A 23,889-nucleotide genomic window follows, 5' to 3' on the forward strand; every position below is an offset into this window, starting at 1 on the left:
TGTTTAATTAAATTTATTTATTTTCTTCTAATCCTAATTCTTCCAAGACAAAGTCTGAGTAATCATGGACCGGGTCGGTATAAATCATAGATAAATCTGCCGCCTTGTCAAACATAATTGCTATTCCCTGTCTTTTTGCCACCTTGTCGATAGCATCAATATTTCAGATTGAAGGGGCTGCAACAATTCGGGCCTGTTTTTGATAATATTGGCCTTTTATGCCAAAAACCCGGGTGTTAAAGGCCGTTGCTTCCTTTTCCTTTTCTTTAATGGCCTCCAATCTTTCATTGTACATTTCCTCTGTCAACAAAACTTCTTCTGCTTTTAGGGAATTGTACATTTCTTTTTATCTCCTGCTCCAAATTCTGTGCCTCTTTTTTCCAGGCATTACCCAATGCCTTTAAATCCTCCTGAATTTTTTTATACTCAGGATGTTTATTTAGCACATATTCCGAGTCTACAAACCCTATCTTCTTGGGCCATAACACCAGAAATAGCAACAGCAGCAAAAGTAATAATTTTAAACACTTTTCCATGTTTATCTAAACTGTTGTCCGATGGTAAAGTGGAACATTCCTCCACTTGGCTGGTCACTACCTGGTGCTGGATCAAACCCATATCCCCAATCGATACCCAATAGCCAAAGGCAGGCATAAAAATCCTTGCCCCAAAACCTGCAGATTTTTTCAAATCATAAGGGTTAAATTCTGCATATTTCCCCCAGTTGTTCCCTGCTTCAGCAAAGCCAAGTAAAAAGATGGTTGCCGATGGGTTGGGAGAAACCAGGAACCTCATTTCCATTACATGTTTGTTGTAAACAATCCCTCCAAAAGGATCTGCACCTGCCTGTCCTCTTTGTTTCTCTTCCGGGAGTCAAGACCTGGTTTTCATAACCCCTCAAGCCTACAATTTCTCTGGCCAAGGGAGAAGTTATTGAAGGTCATACCATCACCCCCCATTACAAATCGTTCAAGTGGGATAATTCCTATTTTGTTGCCATAAGACCCCAGGAATCCCCATATGGGTCCGGGCACTGACTACAAATTTGCTTGAACCAAACATAGGAGAGTAGAACTTGGCATCAAACATCCATTTATGGTATTCAAGCCATTTGTATTTCTCCTCATCCGGGGATTCCCTGCTTATATTATTATTAAATGCTGAATATGGCGGTGTGAAGCTAGCACTAAGGGAAATATTGGATCCCCGTCTTGGATAAATGGGGCTATCCACATTACTTCTGGAGACAGTAGTATTCAGGGTCAAACTGTTGGATTTCCCGTAGCATAGCTCAACCCAAAGCTTCTTCCAAACTCATCAAACTCATATATCTGGAATTGGATGGAATTACTGATATTAAAGTAATCATCAGGCAGGTCACCCGCTTGCCAAACCAAGGTCAGCCCGGTAATTTTGAAGAAACCAAGTTCATTTCCAAAGTTGGAGCGGTCGTATAGATCCAATTGCCTTTGCACGGAATGGTTAAAGCTAAAGGAAAGTGCATTGGGTTTCCTTCCTCCAAACCAAGGTTCGTGAAGGAGAAGCTGTAATTCTGGAAGCTTTTTCCATTTGGCCTGTACCCTAAGGGAAAGCTTTTGGCCATCTCCGACGGGCAGAGGTCTCCATTTGGAGAATCACTGATATTTTTTATGGAAAAGTTATTAAATACCAATCCAACAGTTCCCACAAATCCATAGAAACCTCCCCAACCACCTGATAACTCGATTTGGTCATTGGTCTTTCTTCCAGTTGGAATGTGATGTCCACAGTGGCATCCTCAAAATTGGGCTGCAAATTAGGTTCTATGGTTTCAGGGTTAAAATAGCCCACCTGCGACAATTCCCGTATGGTTCTAACCAGTAAAGACCTGTCAAATTTCTGCCCAGGCAAAATCCTGATTTCCCTCATGACCACATGGTCGGATGTCCTCTCATTACCCTCAATAGAAACACTATTTACAGTAACCTGAGGACCTTCAAAAATCTCATTTCAATATCATGGAATCTTTTTCCACATTGACCTCTACAGGTTCAATGGTAAAAAAGAGGTAACCATCATCTTGGTAAAGGGAGCTGATATCATCCCCTCTGTGGGATCATATTGATCCGTTTATCCAACAGTTCCTTATTATAAATATCCCCTTTATCAATCCCAGCCTATTATGGAGTTCCTCATTAGAATGGATGTAATTACCGGTAAAGGTAATATCGCGGTAATAATACTGTTTCCCCTCCTCTAGCTCTATATATCATATTTACCCTTTGGGGATCAAAGGTGTACACAGAGTCCCGGAGGATTTCTGCATCCCGGTAACCTTTGTTTTGGTAAAAGTTGATTACTTTTTCCTTATCCTTTCTGAATTCTTTTTTATTGAATTTGGAAGAATTGAAGAAATTGAGTTTAAAGTTTTTATGGATATAGGTTTTTACCTCCGATCAGTAACTGGATTTGTTTGAGAAATGGCTTTGGAAACATCTTCAGCATCTGCCTCAAACAAGCGGTAAATAAATCCCTGAAATATGAACACGGCATGTTCATTGGTCTTTTTCATTTTTTTCTTGACCTTGGCATCAGCAAAATTTTCATTTCCAGCTATCTTGATTTCATTAATTTTGATCTTGGACTTTTTTGTCCACATCAACCTTAGCTTAACACTGTTTGGAAAGTGGTATCCTTTCTTGCAATACTCTTACATCTGCATTTAGAAACCCTTTGTCTACAAAAACTCCCTGATATTTCTTTTGGCAGTATTAAGCAGGTCATCACGAACCACCCTACCCCGAATATTGACCTTATCTCTAAGCTCACTTTCCTGGGTTTGGGTTACCCCTGTATTCCACTCGGCTAAACCTGGCCTTTCAGTCAAGTCTAAAAGCAAATATATCGTCACCTTCGATCTTGGTAACCATCACCTTGACGTCCCCAATAATTCCCTGGGACCAAGCTTCTTTCAATGCATTGGAAATTTCATCGCCGGGAACATTGATTTCATCGCCCACTTTCAGGCCAGAAAGGGAAATGATGGCCGTTTCATCCAAGGTAGAAAGCCCCACAGCCTTAATCTCAGCTATGGTGAACTTTTTTGGATTGGCATAATTTAAATCAACAATATCTACTGGTTTTTGAACGGAATACCCTGCTTTGGCCCAATCTGATCTGGGCTTCGGCTATTCCGGCAAAAAGGAGTAAGCAGGCTACAATTAAGCTTCTTCTCATTAATCTTATGATTTTAACTGCGCTCCCGACCCCGTTTTTCCGAAGCGTCTTTCTCTTTTTTGAAATCTTTTACCGCTTCCAACAGGTGCTCTTTTCTAAAGTCAGGCCACAACACATCTGTGAAATACAACTCTGTATAGGCCAATTGCCAAAGCAGGAAATTACTGATTCTCAATTCCCCGCTTGTCCTGATCAATAATTCAGGGTCAGGATAATCCTGGGTATGTAAATGGGAAGAAATCAATTCTTCCGTCACTTCTTCCGGTCAATTTTTTTGTCAGCTACTTTTTGAACATGCTTTTTACTGCTTCTTTTTCTTTTATTTCCCATCTTCCACTATAGCTTAAGGCTAGGATCAGGGTTAAACATCATTTGAGGCGGTTTTTTTCCATGGCCTCCTTAATTTGGCTTGCCCTCTTTTGGGCAAACTGGAAAACTCCCCAATAGTTACTAGCTTGATATTGTCCTTAATCATGGCAGGGACTTGGTCGTAAGGGTCTTTACCAGCAGTTCCATGATAGCATTCACCTCCAACTTAGGACGGGACCAGTTTTTCTGTAGAAAAGGTATAAAGGGTAAGGTATTTGACGCAAGAGTTTTTAGCACCTTCTATGGTTTCCCTTACTGCTGTAATAGCATTCCGGTGGCCGAATACCCTTTGAGCACCTTTACTTTGTGCCCATCGGCCATTGCCATCCATAATTACAGCTATGTGGTTGGGGATTCTTTCCTTGTCGATCGCTTCCTTCATTCCTGTTATTGTCCTAACATATTTTTTTTTGGCGGTACAAAAATGGTATTTCTTTTTTAATATTCTATCCCAAATGTCATTTAATTAATATTTATAACATTCCACCTGATGGAAGGAATAGCTTAAAGTAACACCTAAAAATAGTACCAATCTTTGTCTGATTTATTGCCATATTAACCCCATACGGAGGTGGAACATCATAGGGGTCATCAGGATCAGGAACGTAATCAGGGTCAGGAAAGCGTGAAATAATAATTTTCGTTATCTTTTTATATCCAGAAAATCTGTCACTGTTGGTCGGAATCCCATTTCCAAGGCCAAAAAGAGCCTTTCCCTCAAATGGTATTTGATCCCTATACCAAAGGGAATAACAGGGGTACCCAGGGAATAACTTTCCTCAACACCTCCTTGTGGATTATCGGGATTTCCCTCAATGACCTCCCTTACCAAAGAACAGGGCATACCCAAACCCAATAAATCCATAAGGAGTATACCTGAATTTAGAATGTGGGGCTAGATAATCCAGGAAATGGAATTCCATAAGGGCATGACCTCAATGAGGGTTCCCTTGAAAAAAGCATTTCTTGCCTCAGCCATGGCATCCAGTGGCCGAACACTATCTGCTGCATTCAAACGGGCTACCGAAGTCCCAAAACGGATACTCCAAACATTGTCAAAATTTCGCCTGCCAAAAACGTGCCTTGAAGACCTATCTGCCCGGGATCTACTCTCCGGATGATATCACCCGAATAAGTGCAACCCCTAATCCCAGACCATATTCATTTTGTTGGGCTTGTAGGCTGCCGGGCATTATTAGAAATACCAGGCTAACAATACCAACAAATACAATACACAATAGATTTTTGATTTCCTCAAGACGCTGCAATTTATAAAGTACCCAACGAATAAAAAACCCACTTAAGTATCCTCAGGGTTAATTTATGTTAAAACTAATTCCTCATATCATATCCCCAATTCAGTTTTTTCCTTAGGGTCTCAAAAAAACTGTAATCGTGGAATTTTACCAGTTTGGCAGAAAACCTTTCCCGTTTCACTGTCACACAAGGCTGAGGCGTCCACAGCGGTGGACCTTGAGTCCAATGAGATCAGAAACTTTTTGCTCCGTCCCTCTATCGAAAAACTAATTTCACTTTCATCTGAAACAATCATTGGTCTTACATTCAAATTATGTGGACTAACTGGCGTGATAACAAAATTTTTCGCCATAGGGGAGATCAATGGCCCTCCACAACTCAGGGAATAGCCTGTGGATCCTGTAGGAGTAGCCACTATCAGCCCATCAGCCCATAACTGTTCAAGTATTCCCCATCAATGTATGTGTGAACGGTAATCATGGAGGAGGTATCCCGTTATGAATGGTGAATTCATTCAACCCATAGGGACACCACTAAATAATGGCTTATCCGATTCCATCCGGATCAAGGTCCTGTCCTGAATGGTGTACTGCTGATCAAATAAGACTTCTATGGCCTTACCAACATCCTCTTTGGCAATGGTGGCCAAAAAAAACCCATCCTTCCTGTATTGATGCCCAATATTGGAATTTCATAAGCTCCCACCATGGATACCGTATCCAGGAGTGTACCATCTCCGCCTACAGAGATCACGAACTCCATAGATTCCAACTCTTTCCGGTTACCTAATATGGTAAATCCGGTAGCTTTTGCTCCGGATTTCTTCATGGTTTTTATAAAAGGCCTCGTCAAAAAAACTTCCGCCTGATGATAATGCAATGCAGCGATTAACTGCTCAATATATGGAACAAATTCTTTTTGAAAACCTATTCCATGTATAGTAATCTTCATTGAGAAAATAGCTTTTAAATATCTAAAAAGCGAAGCAGGTTATCCAATCTGTCCTGCTCCCCACTCACTCCCATTTCTTCCTGGTAATGGTCAATAATTTTATACCCAAAACGCTCCAATGTCGCTTTGATATGTTTTAAATCAATTTGGTCAACTTTTAGGGTCAATTTAATTTTTATTTTCATCCAAAGGATCATTGGTTATAAAACTGCTAAGGATTTTGGTATTTTCAGACTCTATCACCCTTGCTATTTCATAAAGGCTGTATTCAGTCATCAACATGGACAAAACCAATACCCCTCCTTGGGTCTGAAATAGCCATGGAGTCAGCAAAGGCAGCAATGGCATCCTCCAGGGTTACCACTCCATGGTAAGTATTTTCCCGGTCCACCACAGCAACCATATTAGTCTGAAATTCGGATGCCACTCTCAAAACATCATAAATATGTTTATCCTTAAAAACAAAGCAGTTGTCAGCCTCCAACTCCACCTCACCAATGGTCAACTCAGGGTTGTTGATATGGTAGATCATTTCATCGGTAATCAAGCCTTTAAATTTCCCTTCCTCGACCACCGTAATACATTGGTACGAATTTCCTCCATCCAGACAAGGCCATCTTCACCTTATCCGAATACTTCAATGGGGGATTAAATTATTAATAATTCGTACGCCTGCATGTTTAAAGATATTAAATTGAACTCATTTAATAAAACGTTAATCTTCAGTCCCTAGTTTTCAAGTATTAAGCTCTAATTGTCCGACACTAGCCATTACCTCTCTTGACCCAACACTTAATCCATAGTTTAAGTAGCTAATAATCAACGATCCTTGCATTTAATATACATTAAATCGCTGAATATTTTTCAAATTACCGAAAATTGGACCCAATCTTTTTGCCAATGGCCTTGTAGGTTTGAGATAATACAAATGGATTTAATCCGGTTACTTTACCAAACCCCATCCAAACAAGACAAAAATAATAGTTGATCAGGAAAATTCCTGTTGCAAACACCCTTGCCCAATTGCAAATGATGTCAATTCCAAACTCTGTCAGGTAAGCTTCAGGGTGAAATTGAATACCTATAATTGGGAGGATTGGTGCTCCATGGCCATTAAATTCCCTTCACAGGTTTCCAACAAAGGCTTTCAAACATTAGGCAAAGGCCCTAATTCCAGGGATGGTAACGCGTCACATTAAAGTATGGGGAATACCTTCAAAAACCGGATGGGGTCTTAGCTGCCTTACAGGAAAACTTTCCCATGTACAGGCATAGCGCATTTAATGACCTTTGCTCCAAAATATTCTCCAATTGCCTGATGGCCAAGGCAAACTCCAAGCACTGGAATTTTATCATGATATAATCCAGGATTTCCAAAAGATTTCCCGCCTTTGAGGGGTTTCAGGTCCAGGCGACAGCACTAATCCCGCATAATTTTCCTTTTTCAAAGCGGAAAGGGGTAGATCATTTCGGACAACCTTAAGTTTCAAGCCACATTGCTTGAAATAATCCGCAAGGATATGGGAAAAAGAATCAAAATTATCAATCAGCAGTAGCATTTCCCCCTTCACTTATATCAATTAAATCCTGAATTCCCTCCATCGCATCACGAATGGCCGGGGTAAAAGTATCCAAAAGGTCAATCACTACCGTGCTATAGGCTGAACAATAGGATATAGGGAAGATTCCTCCATTTTTTCCTCGGGAAGAACCACCTCAAAAGAGTGGCCCACCCAGAATAACAAACTCACCATAAATGCCCATTTCAACATACCCAAAACGGCCCCGGCAAAATTATCAAAGGCTCCAAGAATGGTCAAATCCATGTTTTCTTGACCAGGTAGGCCAAAAGCCTGATGACTAAACCACAAAAATAAAAATGATCAAAAAGGAGACAAATGGTAACATAAACGTAAGGCTTTCCACCCTTTCAGCCAAAATAGCTGCCCCCCAGTGCATAAATTTAAAAGCCAATACTAACCCCACAATAAAAGCCACCACAGAAAGCACTCCAATAAAAAGCCCCTGCTTGTAACCACTGTAAGCCCCAATGGCCAATAATATCAATATGACCCAATCTATGGTACCCAATGATTTTGACCTATGCCAATAATCCTTTTACCTTTTGGGAAATCAATTTTCCATCCGCTTTTCCTGCCAGTTTCTTGGTAGCTACACCCATCACTTTCCCCATGTCTTTGGCCCTTCTGCTCCCACCTCGGCAATAATTTCCTTTAATGCTGCCTCCAGCTCCTCCTCAGAAAGTTGTTTTGGAAGGAATTCATTGATAATTCAAGTTCATCCTGCTCCACCTCTGCCAGGTCCTGTCTTTCTGCTGAAGGTAAACTTCTAAAGAATCCTTTCTCTGTTTGGCAGCTTTAGAAAGTAATTTGATTTCTTCTTCCTCAGTCATGCCTTTTTCTGAACCCTTTGATTCCTCCAAAAGTATCAGGGACTTAATTGACCGTAAAGCCCGCAGCCTATCCTTATTTTTAGCCAACATGGCCTTTTTAATTTCTCCTTCTACACTTTGCTTTAAACTCATTATTTTTACGTTTATGTTTTTAGTGTATTTTTGTAACAAAATTAGAGCATATTTTAATAAAATGACCAAATTAAGCGTAAATATTAACAAAGTTGCAACCCTTCGCAATGCAAGGGGAGGAAACAATCCTGATGTCATTCAAGTTGCTTTGGATGCAGAAATTTGGGCTGAAGGAATCACCGTCCACCCCAGGCCAGATGAAAGACACATCCGCTATGATGATGTCATGCAACTTAAAGAGATGCGGTCACCACAGAATTTAACATAGAAGGGTATCCGGATAAAAGATATATGGAAATCATCCGCCTGGTTAAACCTGCCCAGGCAACATTGGTACCTGACCCTCCTGAAGTTTTGACCTCCAATACAGGCTGGGATACCATTTCACATCAGGAAATGCTCAAAGATATTATTGCAGAACTCCATGAATATGACACCCGGACTTCCATATTTATCAACCCAGTAGCCAATACTTTGAACCAGCCAAGCTTACAGGTACGGACAGGGTGGAGCTATATACAGAACCTTATGCTTCCAATTATCGAACCAACAAGCAAACTGCTGTGAAACCCTATGTGGAAGTGGCAGAAATTGCACGGGAATTGGGTTTTAGGTCTCAATGCCGGACATGATTTGGACCTCAACAACCTCAGGTTTCTAAAAGAACATATCCCTTATTTGGATGAAGTTTCCATTGGCCATGCCCTGATCTGTGATGCATTATATTTTGGTCTGGAAAACACCATCCAAATGTACCTAAGACAGTTGGAGGATATTTAACCTTTTCTTTTGGGACTCATTTTATTTTATTCCCAATTTTCTAAGGGCAAAACCTATCAGATCAATACCTTTGAATCCACAATGAATTAACCAGTATGACATTAAATTATAAGAAAATAGGGCAGGGAGAACCATTGATCATTCTTCACGGACTTTTTTGGTTCAGCAGACAATTGGATGAGTATAGCCAAGGAGTTAGAAATGATTTCACCATATATTTGGTAACCAAAGGAACCATGGGGAAAGCCCAAAAAGTGACGAATGGACCTATAAAGCCATGGCGGAAGACTTAGCAGGTTTTTTGACCTCCCAAGGCCTGGAAGCGGTAAATCTTATGGGACATTCCATGGGCGGAAAAACTGCTATGAACTTTGCCCTGAAATACCCGGGGAAAGTCAAAAAACTCATTATTGCAGACATTGCCCCCCCGCTATTATGATCCTCATCACCAATCTATCCTGGAAGGGCTAAAATGCTATCGACTTGGAAAACCTTTCTTCCCGGAAAGAAGCAGAAGATACCCTATCCAAATATATATCCGAAAAGGGTATCCGCCAGTTTTTGCTAAAAAACCTGGAAGAAATGAAGAAAGTAAATTTACCTGGAAGGTAAACCTCCCTGTTATTACAGAAAAAAATAAAATGTTGGCGAGGCCTTACGGGAAATCAGACTTTTGAAAACCCAACCCTGTTTATGCGTGGTGCCAATTCGGATTATATACAAGATCAAGACAAGGCCGATCTGGAGAAATTTTTCCCTGATTATAAACTAATATCCATTAAAAATGCCGGCCATTGGGCTTCATGCTGAACAACCTGCCGCTGTGGTAGCCACCATAAAGGCTTTTTTGAAGTAAAATGACCATTCAGCCTTACCTTGATATGAAAAAAGGAAGCTTTACCTGATCCCCAATATCCTTGCCCCTAATACCGAAATGAGGTAATAAGCCCACAGGTCAAATCGGTAATTTCAAACACCCGTTTTTTCTGGCAGAAAATCTAGGACAGCAAGAAGATATATTTCCAGTTTGAAACTGGGATTAACCATTGAGGATCTTCATTTGGAGATTTTGACAAAAACAAAACCAACCCAAATTCCTACTTTGATGCAACCGGCGCTGGAGGGACAGGATATTGAATCATTCAGAAGCAGGTTGTCCGGGAATAGCCGACCCCGGCTCATTGGCAGTGGCATTTGCCCATCAAAAGGAATCCAGTGTCCCCCTCTCAGGACCATCCTCCATGTTTTTGGCCCTGATGGGTTCAGGCTTCAATGGGCAATCTTTTGCTTTTCACGGCTAATTTGCCCATTGACAAAAAGGCCAGAGCTGAAGCTATCCGCCAATTAGAAAGTGAATCTGCCCGATTTCAGAAAACTCAGATTTTCATGGAAACCCCATTTAGGAACGACCAACTATTGGATGACCTGAAAAAGACCCTCCATCCCAACACCAAATTATGCATAGCCAAAACATTACCGGTCCGGATGAACTCATCCAAACCAAAACGATGGCTCAATGGAAAAAAGCCAAAATCGACTTGCACAAAATCCCTACTGTATTTGTGCTTTACGCCAGTGCCTGAAATGGGTAACCAATCCCGTAATTATCCAATGCCATTACCCAAAATTTTAATCTGAACCCAAAATTTTTTATTTCCTCCTTAAACTGTAATTTTACACGCCATTAAAAAAAAGGAAAACACTACCATATATGTCATATTTGTTCACCTCAGAGTCTGTTTCTGAAGGACACCCGATAAAATCCGATCAGATATCAGATGCATTAATAGATATTTTCTGGCTTTTGATCCCAAATCCAAAGTAGCCTGTGAAACCCTTGTAACTACAGGCAGGTTGTATTGGCAGGGGAAGTAAAGTCTGACACTTATTTAGATGTTCAAAAAATCGCCCGGGATGTCATCAACAGAATCGGATACACCAAAGGTGACTACATGTTTGACGGTAAATCCTGCGGAGTTTTGTCGGCCATACATGAGCAATCTCCAGACATCAATCAAGGGGTGGACAGGACCGCCCTGAGAGCAGGGTCCGGCGACCAAGGCATGATGTTTTGGGTATGCCACCAGAGAATCCGCCAACTTTATGCCTTTGGCTTTGGACCTTTCTCACAGGCTTTTGAAAGAATTGGCCTCATTGAGAAGGAAAATAAGGACATCACCTATCTGCGGCCGGATGCCAAAGCCCAGGTTACCATCTAATACAGTGATGATAATGTTCCTCAAAGGATCGATGCCATCGTCATTTCCACCCAACATGATGATTTTGGGGGAAGAAGAAGTCATGTTGAAAGATCAAACAGGATATTCTTGACATTCTGATTCCAGGGTAAAAGCCCAGTTACTTCCAGGATTCAGGCTTTGTTTACCGATGAAATCAAATATCATATTAACCCTACCGGGAAAATTTGTAATTGGAGGGCCTCATGGGGACACTGGACTTACAGGAAGGAAGATCATCGTAGACACTTATGGAGGTAAAGGTGCCCACGGCGGGGGAGCATTTTCCGAAAGGATCCATCAAAAGTGGACCGATCTGCCGCTTACGCCACAGACTATATTGCCAAAAACATGGTTGCTGCAGGGATTGCCGATGAAGTATTGGTGCAAGTATCCTATGCCATCGGGGTGGCTGAGCCCATGGGATTGTACGTCAATACCCACGGAACGGCCAAAAGTTGCACTTTCAGATGGTGAAATTGCCAGAAAAATTTCCAAGATATTTGACATGCGGCCCTATGCCATTGAGCAAAGGCTTAAATTGAGAAACCCCATATATGAAGAAACCGCTGCCTATGGGCATATGGGAAGAAAAAATGAAGTGGTTACCAAATCCTTCGTTTCACAGGATGGCACATCCGTTACTTTGGATGTGGAATTGTTCCCCTGGGAAAAGCTGGATTAATGTAGATCAAATCAAAAAAGCATTTAACCTATAATAAAAGCGGCCCTTGAGCCGCTTTTTTTTCATTATATTTTTTTAATTGCTATAGAAGTATTGGGTTAATGGGAATCCTACTGCTTTTAACTGGATACCATTTCCTAAAACCCATCGGTAAAGAGTAATATTACTCTTTTACCGATGGGTTTTAGGAAATGGTTATCCAGTTAAAAGCAGTAGGATTCCATTAACCCAATAACTTCTATAGCAATTAAAAATATAATGAAAAAAGCGGCTCAAGGCCGCTTTTATTATAGGTTTAAATGCTTTTTTGATTTGATCTACATAATCCAGCTTTTCCCAGGTGAACAATTCCACATCCAAATAACGGATGTGCATCCTGTGAAACGAAGGATTTGGTAACCACTTCATTTTTTCTCCCATATGCCCATAGGCAGCGTTTCTTCATATATGGGGTTTCTCAATTTAAGCCTTTGCTCAATGGCATAGGGCCGCATGTCAAATATCTTGGAAATTTTTTCTGGCAATTTCACCATCTGAAAGTGCAACTTTGGCCGTTCCGTGGGTATTGACGTACAATCCCATGGGCTCAGCCACCCCGATGGCATAGGATACTTGCACCAATACTTCATCGGCAATCCCTGCAGCAACCATGTTTTTGGCAATATGTCGGTGGCGTAAGCGGCAGATCGGTCCACTTTTGATGGATCCTTTCCGGAAAATGCTCCCCCGCCGTGGGCACCTTTACCTCCATAAGTGTCTACGATGATCTTCCTTCCTGTAAGTCCAGTGTCCCCATGAGGCCCTCCAATTACAAATTTTCCGGTAGGGTTAATATGATATTTGATTTCATCGGTAAACAAAGCCTGAATCTCTGGAAGTAACTGGGCTTTTACCCTTGGAATCAGAATGTCAAAGAATATCCTGTTTGATCTTTTTCAACATGACTTCTTCTTCCCCAAAATCATCATGTTGGGTGGAAATGACGATGGCATCGATCCTTTGAGGAACATTATCATCACTGTATTCGATGGTAACCTGGGCTTTGGCATCCGGCCGCAGATAGGTGATGTCCTTATTTTCCCTTCTCAATGAGGCCAATTCTTTCAAAAGCCTGTGAGAAGGGTCCAAAGCCAAAGGCATAAAGTTGGCGGATTCTCTGGGTGGCATACCCAAACATCATGCCTTGGTCGCCGGCACCCTGCTCCTCAGGGCTGGTCCTGTCCACCCCTTGATTGATGTCTGGAGATTGCTCATGTATGGCCGACAAAACTCCGCAGGATTTACCGTCAAACATGTAGTCACCTTTGGTGTATCCGATTCTGTTGATGACATCCGGGCGATTTTTTGAACATCTAAATAAGTGTCAGACTTTTACTTCCCTGCCAATACAACCTGCCCTGTAGTTACAAGGGTTTCACAGGCTACTTTGGATTTGGGATCAAAAGCCAGAAAATTATCTATTAATGCATCTGATATCTGATCGGATATTTTATCCGGGTGTCCCTTCAGAAACAGACTCTGAGGTGAACAAATATGACATATATGGTAGTGTTTTCCTTTTTTTTAATGGCGTGTAAAATTACAGTTTAAGGAGGAAATAAAATTTTGGGTTCAGATTAAAATTTTAGGGTAATGGCATTGGATAATTTACGGGTTGGTTACCCATTTCAGGCACTGGCGTAAAGCACAAATACAGTAGGGATTTTGTGCAAGTCGATTTTGGCTTTTTTCCATTGAGCCATCGTTTTGGTTTGGATGAGTTCATCCGGACCGGTAATGTTTTTGGCTATGCATAATTTGGTGTTGGGATGGAGGGTCTTTTTCAGGTCATCCAATAGTTGGTCGTTCCTAAATGGGTTTTCCATGAAAATCTGAGTTTTCTGAAATCGGGCAGATTCACTTTCTAATTGGCGGATAGCTTCAGCTCTGCCTTTTTGTCAATGGGCAAATAGCCGTGAAAAGCAAAAGATTGCCCATTGAAGCCTGAACCCATCAGGGCCAAAACATGGAGGATGGTCCTGAGAGGGGGACCACCTGGATTCCTTTTTGATGGGCAAATGCCACTGCCAATGAGCCGGGGTCGGCTATTCCCGGACAACCTGCTTCTGAAATGATTCCAATATCCTGTCCCTCCAGCGCCGGTGCATCAAAGTAGGAATTTGGGTTGGTTTTGTTTTTTTGTCAAAATCTCCAAATGAAGATCCTCATGGTTAATCCCAGTTTCAAACTGGAAATATATCTTCTTGCTGTCCTAAGATTTTTCTGCCAGAAAAAAACGGGTTTTTGAAATTACCGATTTGACCTGTGGGCTTATTACCTCATTTTCGGTATTAGGGGCAAGGATATTGGGGATCAGGTAAAGCTTTCCTTTTTTCATATCAAGGTAAGGCTGAATGGTTCATTTTACTTCAAAAAACCTTTATGGTGGCTACCACAGCGGCAGGTTGTTCAGCATGAAGCCAATGGCCGGCATTTTTAATGGATATTAGTTTATAATCAGGGAAAAATTTTCTCCAGATCGGCCTTGTCTTGATCTTGTATATAATCCGAATTGGCACCACGCATAAACAGGGTTGGGTTTTTCAAAAGTCTGATTTCCCTGTAAGGCCTCGCCAACATTTTCTATTTTTTCTGTAATAACAGGGAGGTTTACCTTCCAGGTAAATTTTACTTTCTTCATTTCTTCCCAGGTTTTTTAGCAAAAACTGGCGGATACCCTTTTCGGATATATATTTGGATAGGGTATCTTCTGCTTCTTTCCGGGAAGAAAGGTTTTCCAAGTCGATAGCATTTAGCCCTTCCAGGATAGATTGGTGATGAGGATCATAATAGCGGGGGGCAATGTCTGCAATAATGAGTTTTTTGACTTTCCCCGGGTATTTCAGGGCAAAGTTCATAGCAGTTTTTCCGCCCATGGAATGTCCCATAAGATTTACCGCTTCCAGGCCTTGGGAGGTCAAAAAACCTGCTAAGTCTTCCGCCATGGCTTTATAGGTCCATTCGTCACTTTTTGGGCTTTCCCCATGGTTCCTTTGGTCTACCAAATATATGGTGAAATCATTTTCTAACTCCTTGGCTATACTCATCCAATTGTCTGCTGAACCAAAAAGTCCGTGAAGAATGATCAATGGTTCTCCCTGCCCTATTTTCTTATAATTTAATGTCATACTGGTTAATTCATTGTGGATTCAAAGGTATTGATCTGATAGGTTTTGCCCTTAGAAAATTGGGAATAAAATAAAATGAGTCCCAAAAGAAAAGTTAAATATCCTCCAACTGTCTTAGGTACATTTGGATGGTGTTTTCCAGACCAAAATATAATGCATCACAGATCAGGGCATGCCAATGGAAACTTCATCCAATAAGGGATATGTTCTTTTAGAAACCTGAGGTTGTTGAGGTCCAAATCATGTCCGGCATTGAGACCTAAACCCAATTCCGTGCAATTTCTGCCACTTCCACATAGGGTTTCACAGCAGTTTTGCTTGTTGGTTCGATAATTGGAAGCATAAGGTTCTGTATATAGCTCCACCCTGTCCGTACCTGTAAGCTTGGCTGGTTCAAAGTATTTGGCTACTGGGTTGATAAATATGGAAGTCCGGGTGTCATATTCATGGAGTTCTGCAATAATATCTTTGAGCATTTCCTGATGTGAAATGGTATCCCAGCCTGTATTGGAGGTCAAAACTTCAGGAGGGTCAGGTACCAATGTTGCCTGGGCAGGTTTAACCAGGCGGATGATTTCCATATATCTTTTATCCGGATACCCTTCTATGTTAAATTCTGTGGTGACCGCATCTTTAAGTTGCATGACATCATCATAGCGGATGTGTCTTTCATCTGGCCTGGGGTGGACGGTGATTCCTTCAGCCCCAAATTTTTCTGCATCCAAAGCAACTTGAATGACATCAGGATTGTTTCCTCCCCTTGCATTCGAAGGGTTGCCAACTTTGTTAATATTTACGCTTAATTTGGTCATTTTATTAAATATGCTCTAATTTTGTTACAAAAATACACCTAAAACATAAACGTAAAATAATGAGTTTAAGCAAAGTGTAGAGAGGAGAATTAAAAAGGCCATGTTGGCTAAAAATAAGGATAGGCTGCGGGCTTTACGGTCAATTAAGTCCCTGATACTTTTGGAGGAATCAAAGGGTTCAGAAAAAGGCATGACTGAGGAAGAAGAAATCAAATTACTTTCTAAAGCTGCCAACAGAGAAAGGATTCTTTAGAAGTTTACCTTCAGCAGAACAGACAGGACCTGGCAGAGGTGGAGCAGGATGAACTTGACATTATCAATGAATTCCTTCCAAAACAACTTTCTGAGGAGGAGCTGGAGGCAGCATTAAAGGAATTATTGCCGAGGTGGGAGCAGAAGGGCCCAAAGACATGGGGAAAGTGATGGGTGTAGCTACCAAGAAACTGGCAGGAAAAGCGGATGGAAAATTGATTTCCCAAAAGGTAAAAGGATTATTGGCATAGGTCAAATTCATGGGTACCATAGATTGGGTCATATTGATATTATTGGCCATTGGGGCTTACAGTGGTTACAAGCAGGGGCTTTTATTGGAGTGCTTTCTGTGGTGGCTTTTATTGTGGGGTTAGTATTGGCTTTTAAATTTATGCACTGGGGGGCAGCTATTTTGGCTGAAAGGGTGGAAAGCCTTACGTTTATGTTACCATTTGTCTCCTTTTTGATCATTTTTATTTTTGTGGTTTTAGTCATCAGGCTTTTGGCCTACCTGGTCAAGAAAACCATGGATTTGACCATTCTTGGAGCCTTTGATAATTTTGCCGGGGCCGTTTTGGGTATGTTGAAATGGGCATTTATGGTGAGTTTGTTATTCTGGGTGGGCCACTCTTTTGAGGTGGTTCTTCCCGAGGAAAAAATGGAGGAATCTTCCCTATATCCTATTGTTCAGCCTATAGCACCGGTAGTGATTGACCTTTTGGATACTTTTACCCGGCCATTCGTGATGCGATGGAGGGAATTCAGGATTAATTGATATAAGTGAAGGGGGAAATGCTACTGCTGATTGATAATTTTGATTCTTTTTCCCATATCCTTGCGGATTATTTCAAGCAATGTGGCTTGAAACTTAAGGTTGTCCGAAATGATCTACCCTTTCCGCTTTGAAAAAGGAAAATTATGCGGGATTAGTGCTGTCGCCTGGACCTGAAACCCCCTCAAAGGCGGGAAATCTTTGGAAATCCTGGATTATTATCATGATAAAATTCCAGTGCTTGGAGTTTGCCTTGGCCATCAGGCAATTGGAGAATATTTTGGAGCAAAGGTCATTAAATGCGCTATGCCTGTACATGGGAAAGTTTTTCCTGTAAGGCAGCTAAGACCCCATCCGGTTTTTGAAGGTATTCCCCATACTTTTAATGTGACGCGTTACCATTCCCTGGAATTAGGGCCTTTGCCTAATTGTTTGAAGCCTTTGTGGAAACCTGTGAAGGGAATTTAATGGCCATGGAGCACCAATCCCTCCCAATTATAGGTATTCAATTTCACCCTGAAGCTTACCTGACAGAGTTTGGAATTGACATCATTTGCAATTGGGCAAGGGTGTTTGCCAACAGGAATTTTCCTGATCAACTATTATTTTTGTCTTGTTTTGGATGGGGTTTGTTAAAGTAACCGGATTAAATCCATTTGTATTATCTCAAACCTACAAGGCCATGGCAAAAAGATTGGGGTCCAATTTTCGGTAATTTGAAAAATATTCAGCGATTTAATGTATATTAAATGCAAGGATCGTTGATTATTAGCTACTTAAACTATGGATTAAGTGTTGGGTCAAGAGAGGTAATGGCTAGTGTCGGACAATTAGAGCTTAATACTTGAAAACTAGGGACTGAAGATTAACGTTTTATTAAATGAGTTCAATTTAATATCTTTAAACATGCAGGCGTACGAATTTATTAATAATTTAATCCCCCCATTGAAGTATTCGGATAAGGTGAAGATGGCCTTGTCCTGGATGGAGGAAATTCGTACCAATGTATTACCGGTGGTCGAGGAAGGGAAATTTAAAGGCTTGATTACCGATGAAATGATCTACCATATCAACAACCCTGAGTTGACCATTGGTGAGGTGGAGTTGGAGGCTGACAACTGCTTTGTTTTTAAGGATAAACATATTTATGATGTTTTGAGAGTGGCATCCGAATTTCAGACTAATATGGTTGCTGTGGTGGACCGGGAAAATACTTACCATGGAGTGGTAACCCTGGAGGATGCCATTGCTGCCTTTGCTGACTCCATGGCTATTCAGACCCAAGGAGGGTATTGGTTTTGTCCATGTTGATGACTGAATACAGCCTTATGAAATAGCAAGGGTGATAGAGTCTGAAAATACCAAAATCCTTAGCAGTTTTATAACCAATGATCCTTTGGATGAAAATAAAATTAAATTGACCCTAAAAGTTGACCAAATTGATTTAAAACATATCAAAGCGACATTGGAGCGTTTTGGGTATAAAATTATTGACCATTACAGGAAGAAATGGGAGTGAGTGGGAGCAGGACAGATGGATAACCTGCTTCGCTTTTTAGATATTTAAAAGCTATTTTCTCAATGAAGATTACTATACATGGAATAGGTTTTCAAAAAGAATTTGTTCCATATATTGAGCAGTTAATCGCTGCATTGCATTATCATCAGGCGGAAGTTTTTTTGACCGAGGCCTTTTATAAAACCATGAAGAAATCCGGAGCAAAAGCTACCGGATTTACCATATTAGGTAACCGGAAAGAGTTGGAATCTATGGAGTTCGTGATCTCTGTAGGCGGAGATGGTACACTCCTGGATACGGTATCCATGGTGGGAGCTTATGAAATTCCAATATTGGGCATCAATACAGGAAGGATGGGTTTTTTGGCCACCATTGCCAAAGAGGATGTTGGTAAGGCCATAGAAGTCTTATTTGATCAGCAGTACACCATTCAGGACAGGACCTTGATCCGGATGGAATCGGATAAGCCATTATTTAGTGGTGTTCCCTATGGGTTGAATGAATTCACCATTCATAAACGGGATACCTCCTCCATGATTACCGTTCACACATACATTGATGGGGAATACTTGAACAGTTATTGGGCTGATGGGCTGATAGTGGCTACTCCTACAGGATCCACAGGCTATTCCCTGAGTTGTGGAGGGCCATTGATCTCCCCTATGGCGAAAAATTTTGTTATCACGCCAGTTAGTCCACATAATTTGAATGTAAGACCAATGATTGTTTCAGATGAAAGTGAAATTAGTTTTTCGATAGAGGGACGGAGCAAAAAGTTTCTGATCTCATTGGACTCAAGGTCCACGCTGTGGACGCCTCAGCCTTGTTGACAGTGAAACGGGAAAGGTTTTCTGCCAAACTGGTAAAATTCCACGATTACAGTTTTTTTGATACCCTAAGGAAAAAACTGAATTGGGGATATGATATGAGGAATTAGTTTTAACATAAATTAACCCTGAGGATACTTAAGTGGGTTTTTTATTCGTTGGGTACTTTATAAATTGCAGCGTCTTGAGGAAAATCAAAAATCTATTGTGTATTGTATTTGTTGGTATTGTTAGCCTGGTATTTCTAATAATGCCGGCAGCCTACAAGCCCAACAAAATGAATATGGTCTGGGATTAGGGGTTGCCACTTATTCGGGTGATATCATCCGGAGAGTAGATCCCGGGCAGATAGGTCTTCAAGGCACGTTTTTGGCAGGCGAAATTTTGACAATGTTTGGAGTATCCGTTTTGGGACTTCGGTAGCCCGTTTGAATGCAGCAGATAGTGTTCGGCCACTGGATGCCATGGCTGAGGCAAGAAATGCTTTTTTCAAGGGAACCCTCATTGAGGGTCATGCCCTTATGGAATTCCATTTCCTGGATTATCTAGCCCCACATTCTAAATTCAGGTATACTCCTTATGGATTTATTGGGTTTGGGTATGCCCTGTTCTTTGGTAATGGGAGGTCATTTGAGGGAAATCCCGATAATCCACAAGGAGGTGTTGAGGAAAGTTATTCCCTGGGTACCCCTGTTATTCCCTTTGGTATAGGGATCAAATACCATTTGAGGGAAAGGCTCTTTTTGGCCTTGGAAATGGGATTCCGACCAACAGTGACAGATTTTCTGGATAAAATAGAATATAACGAAAATTATATTTCACGCTTCCTGACCCTGATTACGTTCCTGATCCTGATGACCCCTATGATGTTCCACCTCCGTATGGGGTTAACTATGGCAATAAATCAGACAAAGATTGGTACTATTTTTTAGGTGTTACTTTAAGCTATTCCTTCCATCAGGTGGAATGTTATAAATATTAATTAAATGACATTTGGGATAGAATATTAAAAAAGAAATACCATTTTTGTACCGCCAAAAAAATATAGTTAGGACAATAACAGGAATGAAGGAAGCGATCGACAAGGAAAGAATCCCCAACCACATAGCTGTAATTATGGATGGCAATGGCCGATGGGCACAAAGTAAAGGTGCTCAACGGGTATTCGGCCACCGGAATGCTATTACAGCAGTAAGGGAAACCATAGAAGGTGCTAAAACTCTTGGCGTCAAATACCTTACCCTTTATACCTTTTCTACAGAAAACTGGTCCCGTCCTAAGTTGGAGGTGAATGCTATCATGGAACTGCTGGTAAAGACCCTTACCGACCAAGTCCCTGCCATGATTAAGGACAATATCAAGCTAGTAACTATTGGGGAGTTTTCCAGTTTGCCCAAAAGAGGGCAAGCCAAATTAAGGGAGGCCATGGAAAAAACCGCCTCAAATGATGGTTTAACCCTGATCCTAGCCTTAAGCTATAGTGGAAGATGGGAAATAAAAGAAGCAGTAAAAAGCATTGTTCAAAAAGTAGCTGACAAAAAAATGACCCGGAAGAAGTGACGGAAGAATTGATTTCTTCCCATTTACATACCCAGGATTATCCTGACCCTGAATTATTGATCAGGACAAGCGGGGAATTGAGAATCAGTAATTTCCTGCTTTGGCAATTGGCCTATACAGAGTTGTATTTCACAGATGTGTTGTGGCCTGACTTTAGAAAAAGAGCACCTGTTGGAAGCGGTAAAAGATTTTCAAAAAAGAGAAAGACGCTTCGGGAAAACGGGAGCGCAGTTAAAATCATAAGATTAATGAGAAGAAGCTTAATTGTAGCCTGCTTACTCCTTTTTGCCGGAATAGCCGAAGCCCAGATCAGATTGGGCCAAAGCAGGTATTCCGTTCAAAAACCAGTAGATATTGTTGATTTAAATTATGCCAATCCAAAAAAGTTCACCATAGCTGAGATTAAGGCTGTGGGGCTTTCTACCTTGGATGAAACGGCCATCATTTCCCTTTCTGGCCTGAAAGTGGGCGATGAAATCAATGTTCCCGGCGATGAAATTTCCAATGCATTGAAGAAGCTTTGGTCCCAGGGAATTATTGGGGACGTCAAGGTGATGGTTACCAAGATCGAAGGTGACGATATTTATTTGCTTTTAGACTTGACTGAAAGGCCCAGGTTTAGCCGAGTGGAATACAGTGGGGTAACCCAAACCCAGGAAAGTGAGCTTAGAGATAAGGTCAATATTCGGGGTAGGGTGGTTCGTGATGACCTGCTTAATACTGCCAAAAGAAATATCAGGGAGTTTTTTGTAGACAAAGGGTTTCTAAATGCAGATGTAAGAGTATTGCAAGAAAGGGATACCACTTTTCCAAACAGTGTTAAGCTAAGGTTTGATGTGGACAAAAAGTCCAAGATCAAAATTAATGAAATCAAGATAGCTGGAAATGAAAATTTTGCTGATGCCAAGGTCAAGAAAAAAATGAAAAAGACCAATGAACATGCCCGTGTTCATATTTTCAGGGATTTATTTACCCGCTTGTTTGAGGCAGATGCTGAAGATGTTTCCAAAGCCATTTCTCAAACAAATCCAGTTACTGATCAGGAGGTAAAAACCTATATCCATAAAAACTTTAAACTCAATTTCTTCAATTCTTCCAAATTCAATAAAAAGAATTCAGAAAGGATAAGGAAAAAGTAATCAACTTTTACCAAAACAAAGGTTACCGGGATGCAGAAATCCTCCGGGACTCTGTGTACACCTTTGATCCCCAAAGGGTAAATATTGATATAGAGCTAGAGGAGGGGAAACAGTATTATTACCGCGATATTACCTTTACCGGTAATTACATCCATTCTAATGAGGAACTCCATAATAGGCTGGGGATTGATAAAGGGGATATTTATAATAAGGAACTGTTGGATAAACGGATCAATTATGATCCCACCAGAGGGGATGATATCAGCTCCCTTTACCAAGATGATGGTTACCTCTTTTTTACCATTGAACCTGTAGAGGTCAATGTGGAAAAAGATTCCATTGATATTGAAATGAGGATTTTTGAAGGTCCTCAGGTTACTGTAAATAGTGTTCTATTGAGGGTAATGAGAGGACATCCGACCATGTGGTCATGAGGGAAATCAGGATTTTGCCTGGGCAGAAATTTGACAGGTCTTTACTGGTTAGAACCATACGGGAATTGTCGCAGGTGGGCTATTTTAACCCTGAAACCATAGAACCTAATTTGCAGCCCAATTTTGAGGATGCCACTGTGGACATCACATTCCAACTGGAAGAAAGACCCAATGACCAAATCGAGTTATCAGGTGGTTGGGGAGGTTTCTATGGATTTGTGGGAACTGTTGGATTGGTATTTAATAACTTTTCCATAAAAAATATCAGTGATTTCTCCAAATGGAGACCTCTGCCCGTCGGAGATGGCCAAAAGCTTTCCCTTAGGGTACAGGCCAATGGAAAAAGCTTCCAGAATTACAGCTTCTCCTTCACCGAACCTTGGTTTGGAGGAAGGAAACCCAATGCACTTTCCTTTAGCTTTAACCATTCCGTGCAAAGGCAATTGGATCTATACGACCGCTCCAACTTTGGAAATGAACTTGGTTTCTTCAAAATTACCGGGCTGACCCTTGGTTTGGCCAAGCGGGTGACCTGGCCTGATGATTACTTTAATATCAGTAATTCCATCCAATTCCAGATATATGAGTTTGATGAGTTTGGAAGAAGCTTGGGTTGAGCTATGCTACCGGGAAATCCAACAGTTTGACCCTGAATACTACTGTCTCCAGAAGTAATGTGGATAGCCCCATTTATCCAAGACGGGGATCCAATATTTCCCTTAGTGCTAGCTTCACACCGCCATATTCAGCATTTAATAATAATATAAGCAGGGAATCCCGGATGAGGAGAAATACAAATGGCTTGAATACCATAAATGGATGTTTGATGCCAAGTTCTACTCTCCTATGTTTGGTTCAAGCAAATTTGTAGTCAGTGCCCGGACCCATATGGGATTCCTGGGGTCTTATGGCAACAAAATAGGAATTATCCCACTTGAACGATTTGTAATGGGGGGTGATGGTATGACCTTCAATAACTTCTCCCTTGGCCAGGAAATTGTAGGCTTGAGGGGTTATGAAAACCAGGTCTTGACTCCCGGAAGAGAAACAAGAGGACAGGCAGGTGCAGATCCTTTTGGAGGGATTGTTTACAACAAACATGTAATGGAAATGAGGTTCCTGGTTTCTCCCAACCCATCGGCAACCATCTTTTTACTTGGCTTTGCTGAAGCAGGGAACAACTGGGGGAAATATGCAGAATTTAACCTTATGATTTGAAAAAATCTGCAGGTTTTGGGGCAAGGATTTTTATGCCTGCCTTTGGCCTATTGGGTATCGATTGGGGATATGGGTTTGATCCAGCACCAGGTAGTGACCAGCCAAGTGGAGGAATGTTCCACTTTACCATCGGACAACAGTTTAGATAA

At 41.2% G+C, this 23,889-nt stretch carries 31 protein-coding genes and 14 pseudogenes; 21 read left to right on the forward strand and 24 right to left on the reverse strand.

Annotated elements, in window-relative coordinates; genetic code table 11:
• Positions 1-13: 13 nt before the first annotated feature.
• The 17 genes and pseudogenes from QWY93_RS20040 to QWY93_RS18470 form a co-directional block, all read right to left on the reverse strand.
• A pseudogene (locus QWY93_RS20040) lies at positions 14-536 on the reverse strand (OmpH/Skp family outer membrane protein).
• The gene (locus QWY93_RS18390; RefSeq protein WP_290249861.1) at positions 436-795 is read right to left on the reverse strand and encodes a hypothetical protein; all 360 of its coding nucleotides are present in this window, start codon (positions 793-795) and stop codon (positions 436-438) included. Before QWY93_RS18390 ends, QWY93_RS20040 begins: the two are co-directional and overlap by 101 nt.
• 174 nt (positions 796-969) lie before the next feature.
• The gene (locus QWY93_RS18395) at positions 970-1,266 is read right to left on the reverse strand and encodes a BamA/TamA family outer membrane protein (protein WP_290249862.1); all 297 of its coding nucleotides are present in this window, start codon (positions 1,264-1,266) and stop codon (positions 970-972) included.
• Positions 1,263-1,475 carry a hypothetical protein gene (locus QWY93_RS18400; RefSeq protein WP_290249863.1) on the reverse strand — a complete coding sequence of 71 codons (213 nt, stop codon included), beginning with the start codon at positions 1,473-1,475 and terminating at the stop codon, positions 1,263-1,265. Before QWY93_RS18400 ends, QWY93_RS18395 begins: the two co-directional genes overlap by 4 nt.
• 172 nt (positions 1,476-1,647) lie before the next feature.
• The gene (locus QWY93_RS18405) at positions 1,648-1,908 is read right to left on the reverse strand and encodes a POTRA domain-containing protein (RefSeq protein WP_290249864.1); all 261 of its coding nucleotides are present in this window, start codon (positions 1,906-1,908) and stop codon (positions 1,648-1,650) included.
• 281 nt (positions 1,909-2,189) lie between these two features.
• Positions 2,190-2,417, reverse strand: a complete 228-nt coding sequence (locus QWY93_RS19835) for a POTRA domain-containing protein (protein WP_353959690.1) — start codon at positions 2,415-2,417, stop codon at positions 2,190-2,192.
• A gap of 8 nt (positions 2,418-2,425) precedes the next feature.
• Complete coding sequence (locus QWY93_RS18415; RefSeq protein WP_290249865.1) at positions 2,426-2,638, reverse strand: hypothetical protein; 213 nt, start codon at positions 2,636-2,638, stop codon at positions 2,426-2,428.
• Positions 2,639-2,716: 78 nt separating this feature from the next.
• A complete protein-coding gene (locus tag QWY93_RS18420) occupies positions 2,717-2,866 on the reverse strand; it encodes a hypothetical protein (RefSeq protein WP_290249866.1) in 150 nt (49 codons plus the stop codon).
• On the reverse strand, positions 2,859-3,053 hold the full coding sequence (locus QWY93_RS18425; protein ID WP_290249867.1) for a hypothetical protein: 195 nt from the start codon (positions 3,051-3,053) through the stop codon (positions 2,859-2,861). Before QWY93_RS18425 ends, QWY93_RS18420 begins: the two co-directional genes overlap by 8 nt.
• A gap of 168 nt (positions 3,054-3,221) precedes the next feature.
• Positions 3,222-3,967, reverse strand: a pseudogene (uppS, locus tag QWY93_RS18430) (undecaprenyl pyrophosphate synthase).
• Between the two features lie 261 nt (positions 3,968-4,228).
• The gene (locus QWY93_RS18435) at positions 4,229-4,450 is read right to left on the reverse strand and encodes a hypothetical protein (RefSeq protein WP_290249868.1); all 222 of its coding nucleotides are present in this window, start codon (positions 4,448-4,450) and stop codon (positions 4,229-4,231) included.
• Positions 4,451-4,917: 467 nt separating this feature from the next.
• Positions 4,918-5,793 (reverse strand): annotated as a pseudogene (locus tag QWY93_RS18440) (NAD kinase).
• A gap of 14 nt (positions 5,794-5,807) precedes the next feature.
• Positions 5,808-6,471, reverse strand: a pseudogene (locus tag QWY93_RS20045) (CBS domain-containing protein).
• Between the two features lie 565 nt (positions 6,472-7,036).
• Entirely contained in the window at positions 7,037-7,135 is a 99-nt protein-coding gene (locus tag QWY93_RS18455; RefSeq protein WP_290249871.1) for a glutamine amidotransferase-related protein, read from the reverse strand.
• 10 nt (positions 7,136-7,145) lie between these two features.
• The gene (locus tag QWY93_RS18460) at positions 7,146-7,352 is read right to left on the reverse strand and encodes a glutamine amidotransferase-related protein (protein WP_290249872.1); all 207 of its coding nucleotides are present in this window, start codon (positions 7,350-7,352) and stop codon (positions 7,146-7,148) included.
• A gap of 87 nt (positions 7,353-7,439) precedes the next feature.
• Positions 7,440-7,884: pseudogene (locus QWY93_RS18465) on the reverse strand (CvpA family protein).
• A 10-nt stretch (positions 7,885-7,894) separates the two neighbouring features.
• Positions 7,895-8,338 (reverse strand): annotated as a pseudogene (locus tag QWY93_RS18470) (GatB/YqeY domain-containing protein).
• A 61-nt stretch (positions 8,339-8,399) separates the two neighbouring features.
• On the opposite strand from QWY93_RS18470, the pseudogene QWY93_RS18475 reads away from it, so the two are divergent.
• The 9 genes and pseudogenes from QWY93_RS18475 to QWY93_RS20070 all read left to right on the forward strand — a co-directional run bounded on the left by QWY93_RS18475 (position 8,400) and on the right by QWY93_RS20070 (position 12,040).
• A pseudogene (locus tag QWY93_RS18475) lies at positions 8,400-9,118 on the forward strand (pyridoxine 5'-phosphate synthase).
• A gap of 95 nt (positions 9,119-9,213) precedes the next feature.
• The gene (locus tag QWY93_RS18480) at positions 9,214-9,411 is read left to right on the forward strand and encodes a hypothetical protein (RefSeq protein WP_290249873.1); all 198 of its coding nucleotides are present in this window, start codon (positions 9,214-9,216) and stop codon (positions 9,409-9,411) included.
• The gene (locus tag QWY93_RS18485; protein WP_290249879.1) at positions 9,333-9,557 is read left to right on the forward strand and encodes an alpha/beta fold hydrolase; all 225 of its coding nucleotides are present in this window, start codon (positions 9,333-9,335) and stop codon (positions 9,555-9,557) included. Before QWY93_RS18480 ends, QWY93_RS18485 begins: the two co-directional genes overlap by 79 nt.
• Positions 9,558-9,601: 44 nt before the next feature.
• Positions 9,602-9,730: a hypothetical protein gene (locus tag QWY93_RS18490; protein WP_290249874.1), complete on the forward strand. Its 129-nt coding sequence runs from the start codon at positions 9,602-9,604 to the stop codon at positions 9,728-9,730.
• A gap of 289 nt (positions 9,731-10,019) precedes the next feature.
• Positions 10,020-10,701: pseudogene (locus QWY93_RS20050) on the forward strand (SAM-dependent methyltransferase).
• A gap of 128 nt (positions 10,702-10,829) precedes the next feature.
• Positions 10,830-10,943, forward strand: a complete 114-nt coding sequence (locus QWY93_RS20055; RefSeq protein WP_435380198.1) for an S-adenosylmethionine synthetase N-terminal domain-containing protein — start codon at positions 10,830-10,832, stop codon at positions 10,941-10,943.
• Between the two features lie 34 nt (positions 10,944-10,977).
• A complete protein-coding gene (locus tag QWY93_RS20060) occupies positions 10,978-11,337 on the forward strand; it encodes an S-adenosylmethionine synthetase N-terminal domain-containing protein (protein ID WP_435380199.1) in 360 nt (119 codons plus the stop codon).
• Positions 11,234-11,449, forward strand: coding sequence for a hypothetical protein (locus tag QWY93_RS20065; protein WP_435380200.1), 216 nt, complete (start codon positions 11,234-11,236; stop codon positions 11,447-11,449). The genes QWY93_RS20060 and QWY93_RS20065 overlap by 104 nt, the downstream gene beginning before the upstream one ends.
• Before the next feature lie 57 nt (positions 11,450-11,506).
• Positions 11,507-12,040, forward strand: a complete 534-nt coding sequence (locus QWY93_RS20070) for a methionine adenosyltransferase domain-containing protein (RefSeq protein ID WP_435380201.1) — start codon at positions 11,507-11,509, stop codon at positions 12,038-12,040.
• A 404-nt stretch (positions 12,041-12,444) separates the two neighbouring features.
• On the opposite strand, the gene QWY93_RS20075 is transcribed toward QWY93_RS20070, so the two are convergent.
• Positions 12,445-12,900, reverse strand: coding sequence for a methionine adenosyltransferase domain-containing protein (locus tag QWY93_RS20075; RefSeq protein ID WP_435380202.1), 456 nt, complete (start codon positions 12,898-12,900; stop codon positions 12,445-12,447).
• A 49-nt stretch (positions 12,901-12,949) separates the two neighbouring features.
• On the reverse strand, positions 12,950-13,180 hold the full coding sequence (locus QWY93_RS20080; RefSeq protein WP_435380203.1) for a hypothetical protein: 231 nt from the start codon (positions 13,178-13,180) through the stop codon (positions 12,950-12,952).
• 4 nt (positions 13,181-13,184) lie between these two features.
• On the opposite strand from QWY93_RS20080, the gene QWY93_RS20085 reads away from it, so the two are divergent.
• Positions 13,185-13,388: a hypothetical protein gene (locus QWY93_RS20085; protein WP_435380204.1), complete on the forward strand. Its 204-nt coding sequence runs from the start codon at positions 13,185-13,187 to the stop codon at positions 13,386-13,388.
• 23 nt (positions 13,389-13,411) lie between these two features.
• Here the strand turns inward: QWY93_RS20085 and QWY93_RS20090 are convergent, their stop codons facing one another.
• From QWY93_RS20090 to QWY93_RS18520, 5 genes and pseudogenes are all read right to left on the reverse strand, one after another.
• Entirely contained in the window at positions 13,412-13,582 is a 171-nt protein-coding gene (locus tag QWY93_RS20090) for an S-adenosylmethionine synthetase N-terminal domain-containing protein (protein WP_435380208.1), read from the reverse strand.
• Positions 13,583-13,707: 125 nt separating this feature from the next.
• Complete coding sequence (locus tag QWY93_RS19850) at positions 13,708-13,905, reverse strand: SAM-dependent methyltransferase (RefSeq protein WP_353959681.1); 198 nt, start codon at positions 13,903-13,905, stop codon at positions 13,708-13,710.
• 386 nt (positions 13,906-14,291) lie between these two features.
• Positions 14,292-14,417, reverse strand: a complete 126-nt coding sequence (locus tag QWY93_RS19855; RefSeq protein ID WP_353959682.1) for a hypothetical protein — start codon at positions 14,415-14,417, stop codon at positions 14,292-14,294.
• 31 nt (positions 14,418-14,448) lie between these two features.
• Positions 14,449-15,207 (reverse strand): annotated as a pseudogene (locus tag QWY93_RS18515) (alpha/beta fold hydrolase).
• 158 nt (positions 15,208-15,365) lie between these two features.
• Complete coding sequence (locus QWY93_RS18520) at positions 15,366-16,019, reverse strand: pyridoxine 5'-phosphate synthase (RefSeq protein ID WP_435380205.1); 654 nt, start codon at positions 16,017-16,019, stop codon at positions 15,366-15,368.
• Positions 16,020-16,119: 100 nt separating this feature from the next.
• On the opposite strand from QWY93_RS18520, the pseudogene QWY93_RS18525 reads away from it, so the two are divergent.
• The 11 genes and pseudogenes from QWY93_RS18525 (at position 16,120) to QWY93_RS18565 (ending at position 23,889) form a co-directional block, all read left to right on the forward strand.
• A pseudogene (locus QWY93_RS18525) lies at positions 16,120-16,522 on the forward strand (GatB/YqeY domain-containing protein).
• Positions 16,523-16,545: 23 nt separating this feature from the next.
• Positions 16,546-17,046: a CvpA family protein gene (locus QWY93_RS18530; RefSeq protein WP_290249875.1), complete on the forward strand. Its 501-nt coding sequence runs from the start codon at positions 16,546-16,548 to the stop codon at positions 17,044-17,046.
• A 198-nt stretch (positions 17,047-17,244) separates the two neighbouring features.
• Positions 17,245-17,511: a glutamine amidotransferase-related protein gene (locus tag QWY93_RS19865; RefSeq protein ID WP_353959684.1), complete on the forward strand. Its 267-nt coding sequence runs from the start codon at positions 17,245-17,247 to the stop codon at positions 17,509-17,511.
• A 5-nt stretch (positions 17,512-17,516) separates the two neighbouring features.
• Complete coding sequence (locus QWY93_RS19870; protein WP_353959691.1) at positions 17,517-17,684, forward strand: glutamine amidotransferase-related protein; 168 nt, start codon at positions 17,517-17,519, stop codon at positions 17,682-17,684.
• A gap of 265 nt (positions 17,685-17,949) precedes the next feature.
• Complete coding sequence (locus QWY93_RS18540) at positions 17,950-18,354, forward strand: CBS domain-containing protein (protein WP_435380206.1); 405 nt, start codon at positions 17,950-17,952, stop codon at positions 18,352-18,354.
• Positions 18,355-18,385: 31 nt separating this feature from the next.
• Positions 18,386-18,562 (forward strand): hypothetical protein, encoded by a 177-nt coding sequence (locus QWY93_RS20095; protein ID WP_435380207.1) that lies wholly within the window; start codon positions 18,386-18,388, stop codon positions 18,560-18,562.
• Between the two features lie 62 nt (positions 18,563-18,624).
• Positions 18,625-19,499: pseudogene (locus QWY93_RS18545) on the forward strand (NAD kinase).
• Positions 19,500-19,817: 318 nt separating this feature from the next.
• Positions 19,818-20,321, forward strand: a complete 504-nt coding sequence (locus QWY93_RS18550) for a DUF6089 family protein (RefSeq protein WP_290249876.1) — start codon at positions 19,818-19,820, stop codon at positions 20,319-20,321.
• Positions 20,315-20,371, forward strand: a pseudogene (locus QWY93_RS18555) (hypothetical protein); the annotation flags it as partial. The gene QWY93_RS18550 and the pseudogene QWY93_RS18555, both read left to right, overlap by 7 nt.
• Positions 20,372-20,454: 83 nt before the next feature.
• Positions 20,455-21,192, forward strand: a pseudogene (gene uppS, locus QWY93_RS18560) (undecaprenyl pyrophosphate synthase).
• A 5-nt stretch (positions 21,193-21,197) separates the two neighbouring features.
• Positions 21,198-23,889, forward strand: a pseudogene (locus tag QWY93_RS18565) (BamA/OMP85 family outer membrane protein).

The sequence above is a fragment of the Echinicola jeungdonensis genome (genome assembly GCF_030409905.1).
In the GTDB taxonomy this organism is placed as follows: Bacteria; Bacteroidota; Bacteroidia; order Cytophagales; family Cyclobacteriaceae; genus Echinicola; species Echinicola jeungdonensis.

What these genes read in the sequence shown, in the direction of transcription:
- QWY93_RS18390 (WP_290249861.1), bottom strand. Translation starts at nt 795, where the DNA reads ATGAGGTTCCTGGTTTCTCCCAACCCATCGGCAACCATCTTTTTACTT.
- QWY93_RS18405 (WP_290249864.1), bottom strand. Translation starts at nt 1,908, where the DNA reads ATGAGGGAAATCAGGATTTTGCCTGGGCAGAAATTTGACAGGTCTTTA.
- QWY93_RS18415 (WP_290249865.1), bottom strand. Translation starts at nt 2,638, where the DNA reads ATGTGGACAAAAAAGTCCAAGATCAAAATTAATGAAATCAAGATAGCT.
- QWY93_RS18435 (WP_290249868.1), bottom strand. Translation starts at nt 4,450, where the DNA reads ATGGATTTATTGGGTTTGGGTATGCCCTGTTCTTTGGTAAGGGAGGTC.
- QWY93_RS18460 (WP_290249872.1), bottom strand. Translation starts at nt 7,352, where the DNA reads ATGCTACTGCTGATTGATAATTTTGATTCTTTTTCCCATATCCTTGCG.
- QWY93_RS18480 (WP_290249873.1), top strand. Translation starts at nt 9,214, where the DNA reads ATGACATTAAATTATAAGAAAATAGGGCAGGGAGAACCATTGATCATT.
- QWY93_RS20055 (WP_435380198.1), top strand. Translation starts at nt 10,830, where the DNA reads ATGTCATATTTGTTCACCTCAGAGTCTGTTTCTGAAGGACACCCGATA.
- QWY93_RS20070 (WP_435380201.1), top strand. Translation starts at nt 11,507, where the DNA reads ATGAAATCAAATATCATATTAACCCTACCGGGAAAATTTGTAATTGGA.
- QWY93_RS20080 (WP_435380203.1), bottom strand. Translation starts at nt 13,180, where the DNA reads ATGCCTTTGGCTTTGGACCCTTCTCACAGGCTTTTGAAAGAATTGGCC.
- QWY93_RS19850 (WP_353959681.1), bottom strand. Translation starts at nt 13,905, where the DNA reads ATGGAAAACCCATTTAGGAACGACCAACTATTGGATGACCTGAAAAAG.
- QWY93_RS19855 (WP_353959682.1), bottom strand. Translation starts at nt 14,417, where the DNA reads ATGAAAAAAGGAAAGCTTTACCTGATCCCCAATATCCTTGCCCCTAAT.
- QWY93_RS18520 (WP_435380205.1), bottom strand. Translation starts at nt 16,019, where the DNA reads ATGACCAAATTAAGCGTAAATATTAACAAAGTTGGCAACCCTTCGAAT.
- QWY93_RS19870 (WP_353959691.1), top strand. Translation starts at nt 17,517, where the DNA reads ATGGAGCACCAATCCCTCCCAATTATAGGTATTCAATTTCACCCTGAA.
- QWY93_RS18540 (WP_435380206.1), top strand. Translation starts at nt 17,950, where the DNA reads ATGCAGGCGTACGAATTTATTAATAATTTAATCCCCCCATTGAAGTAT.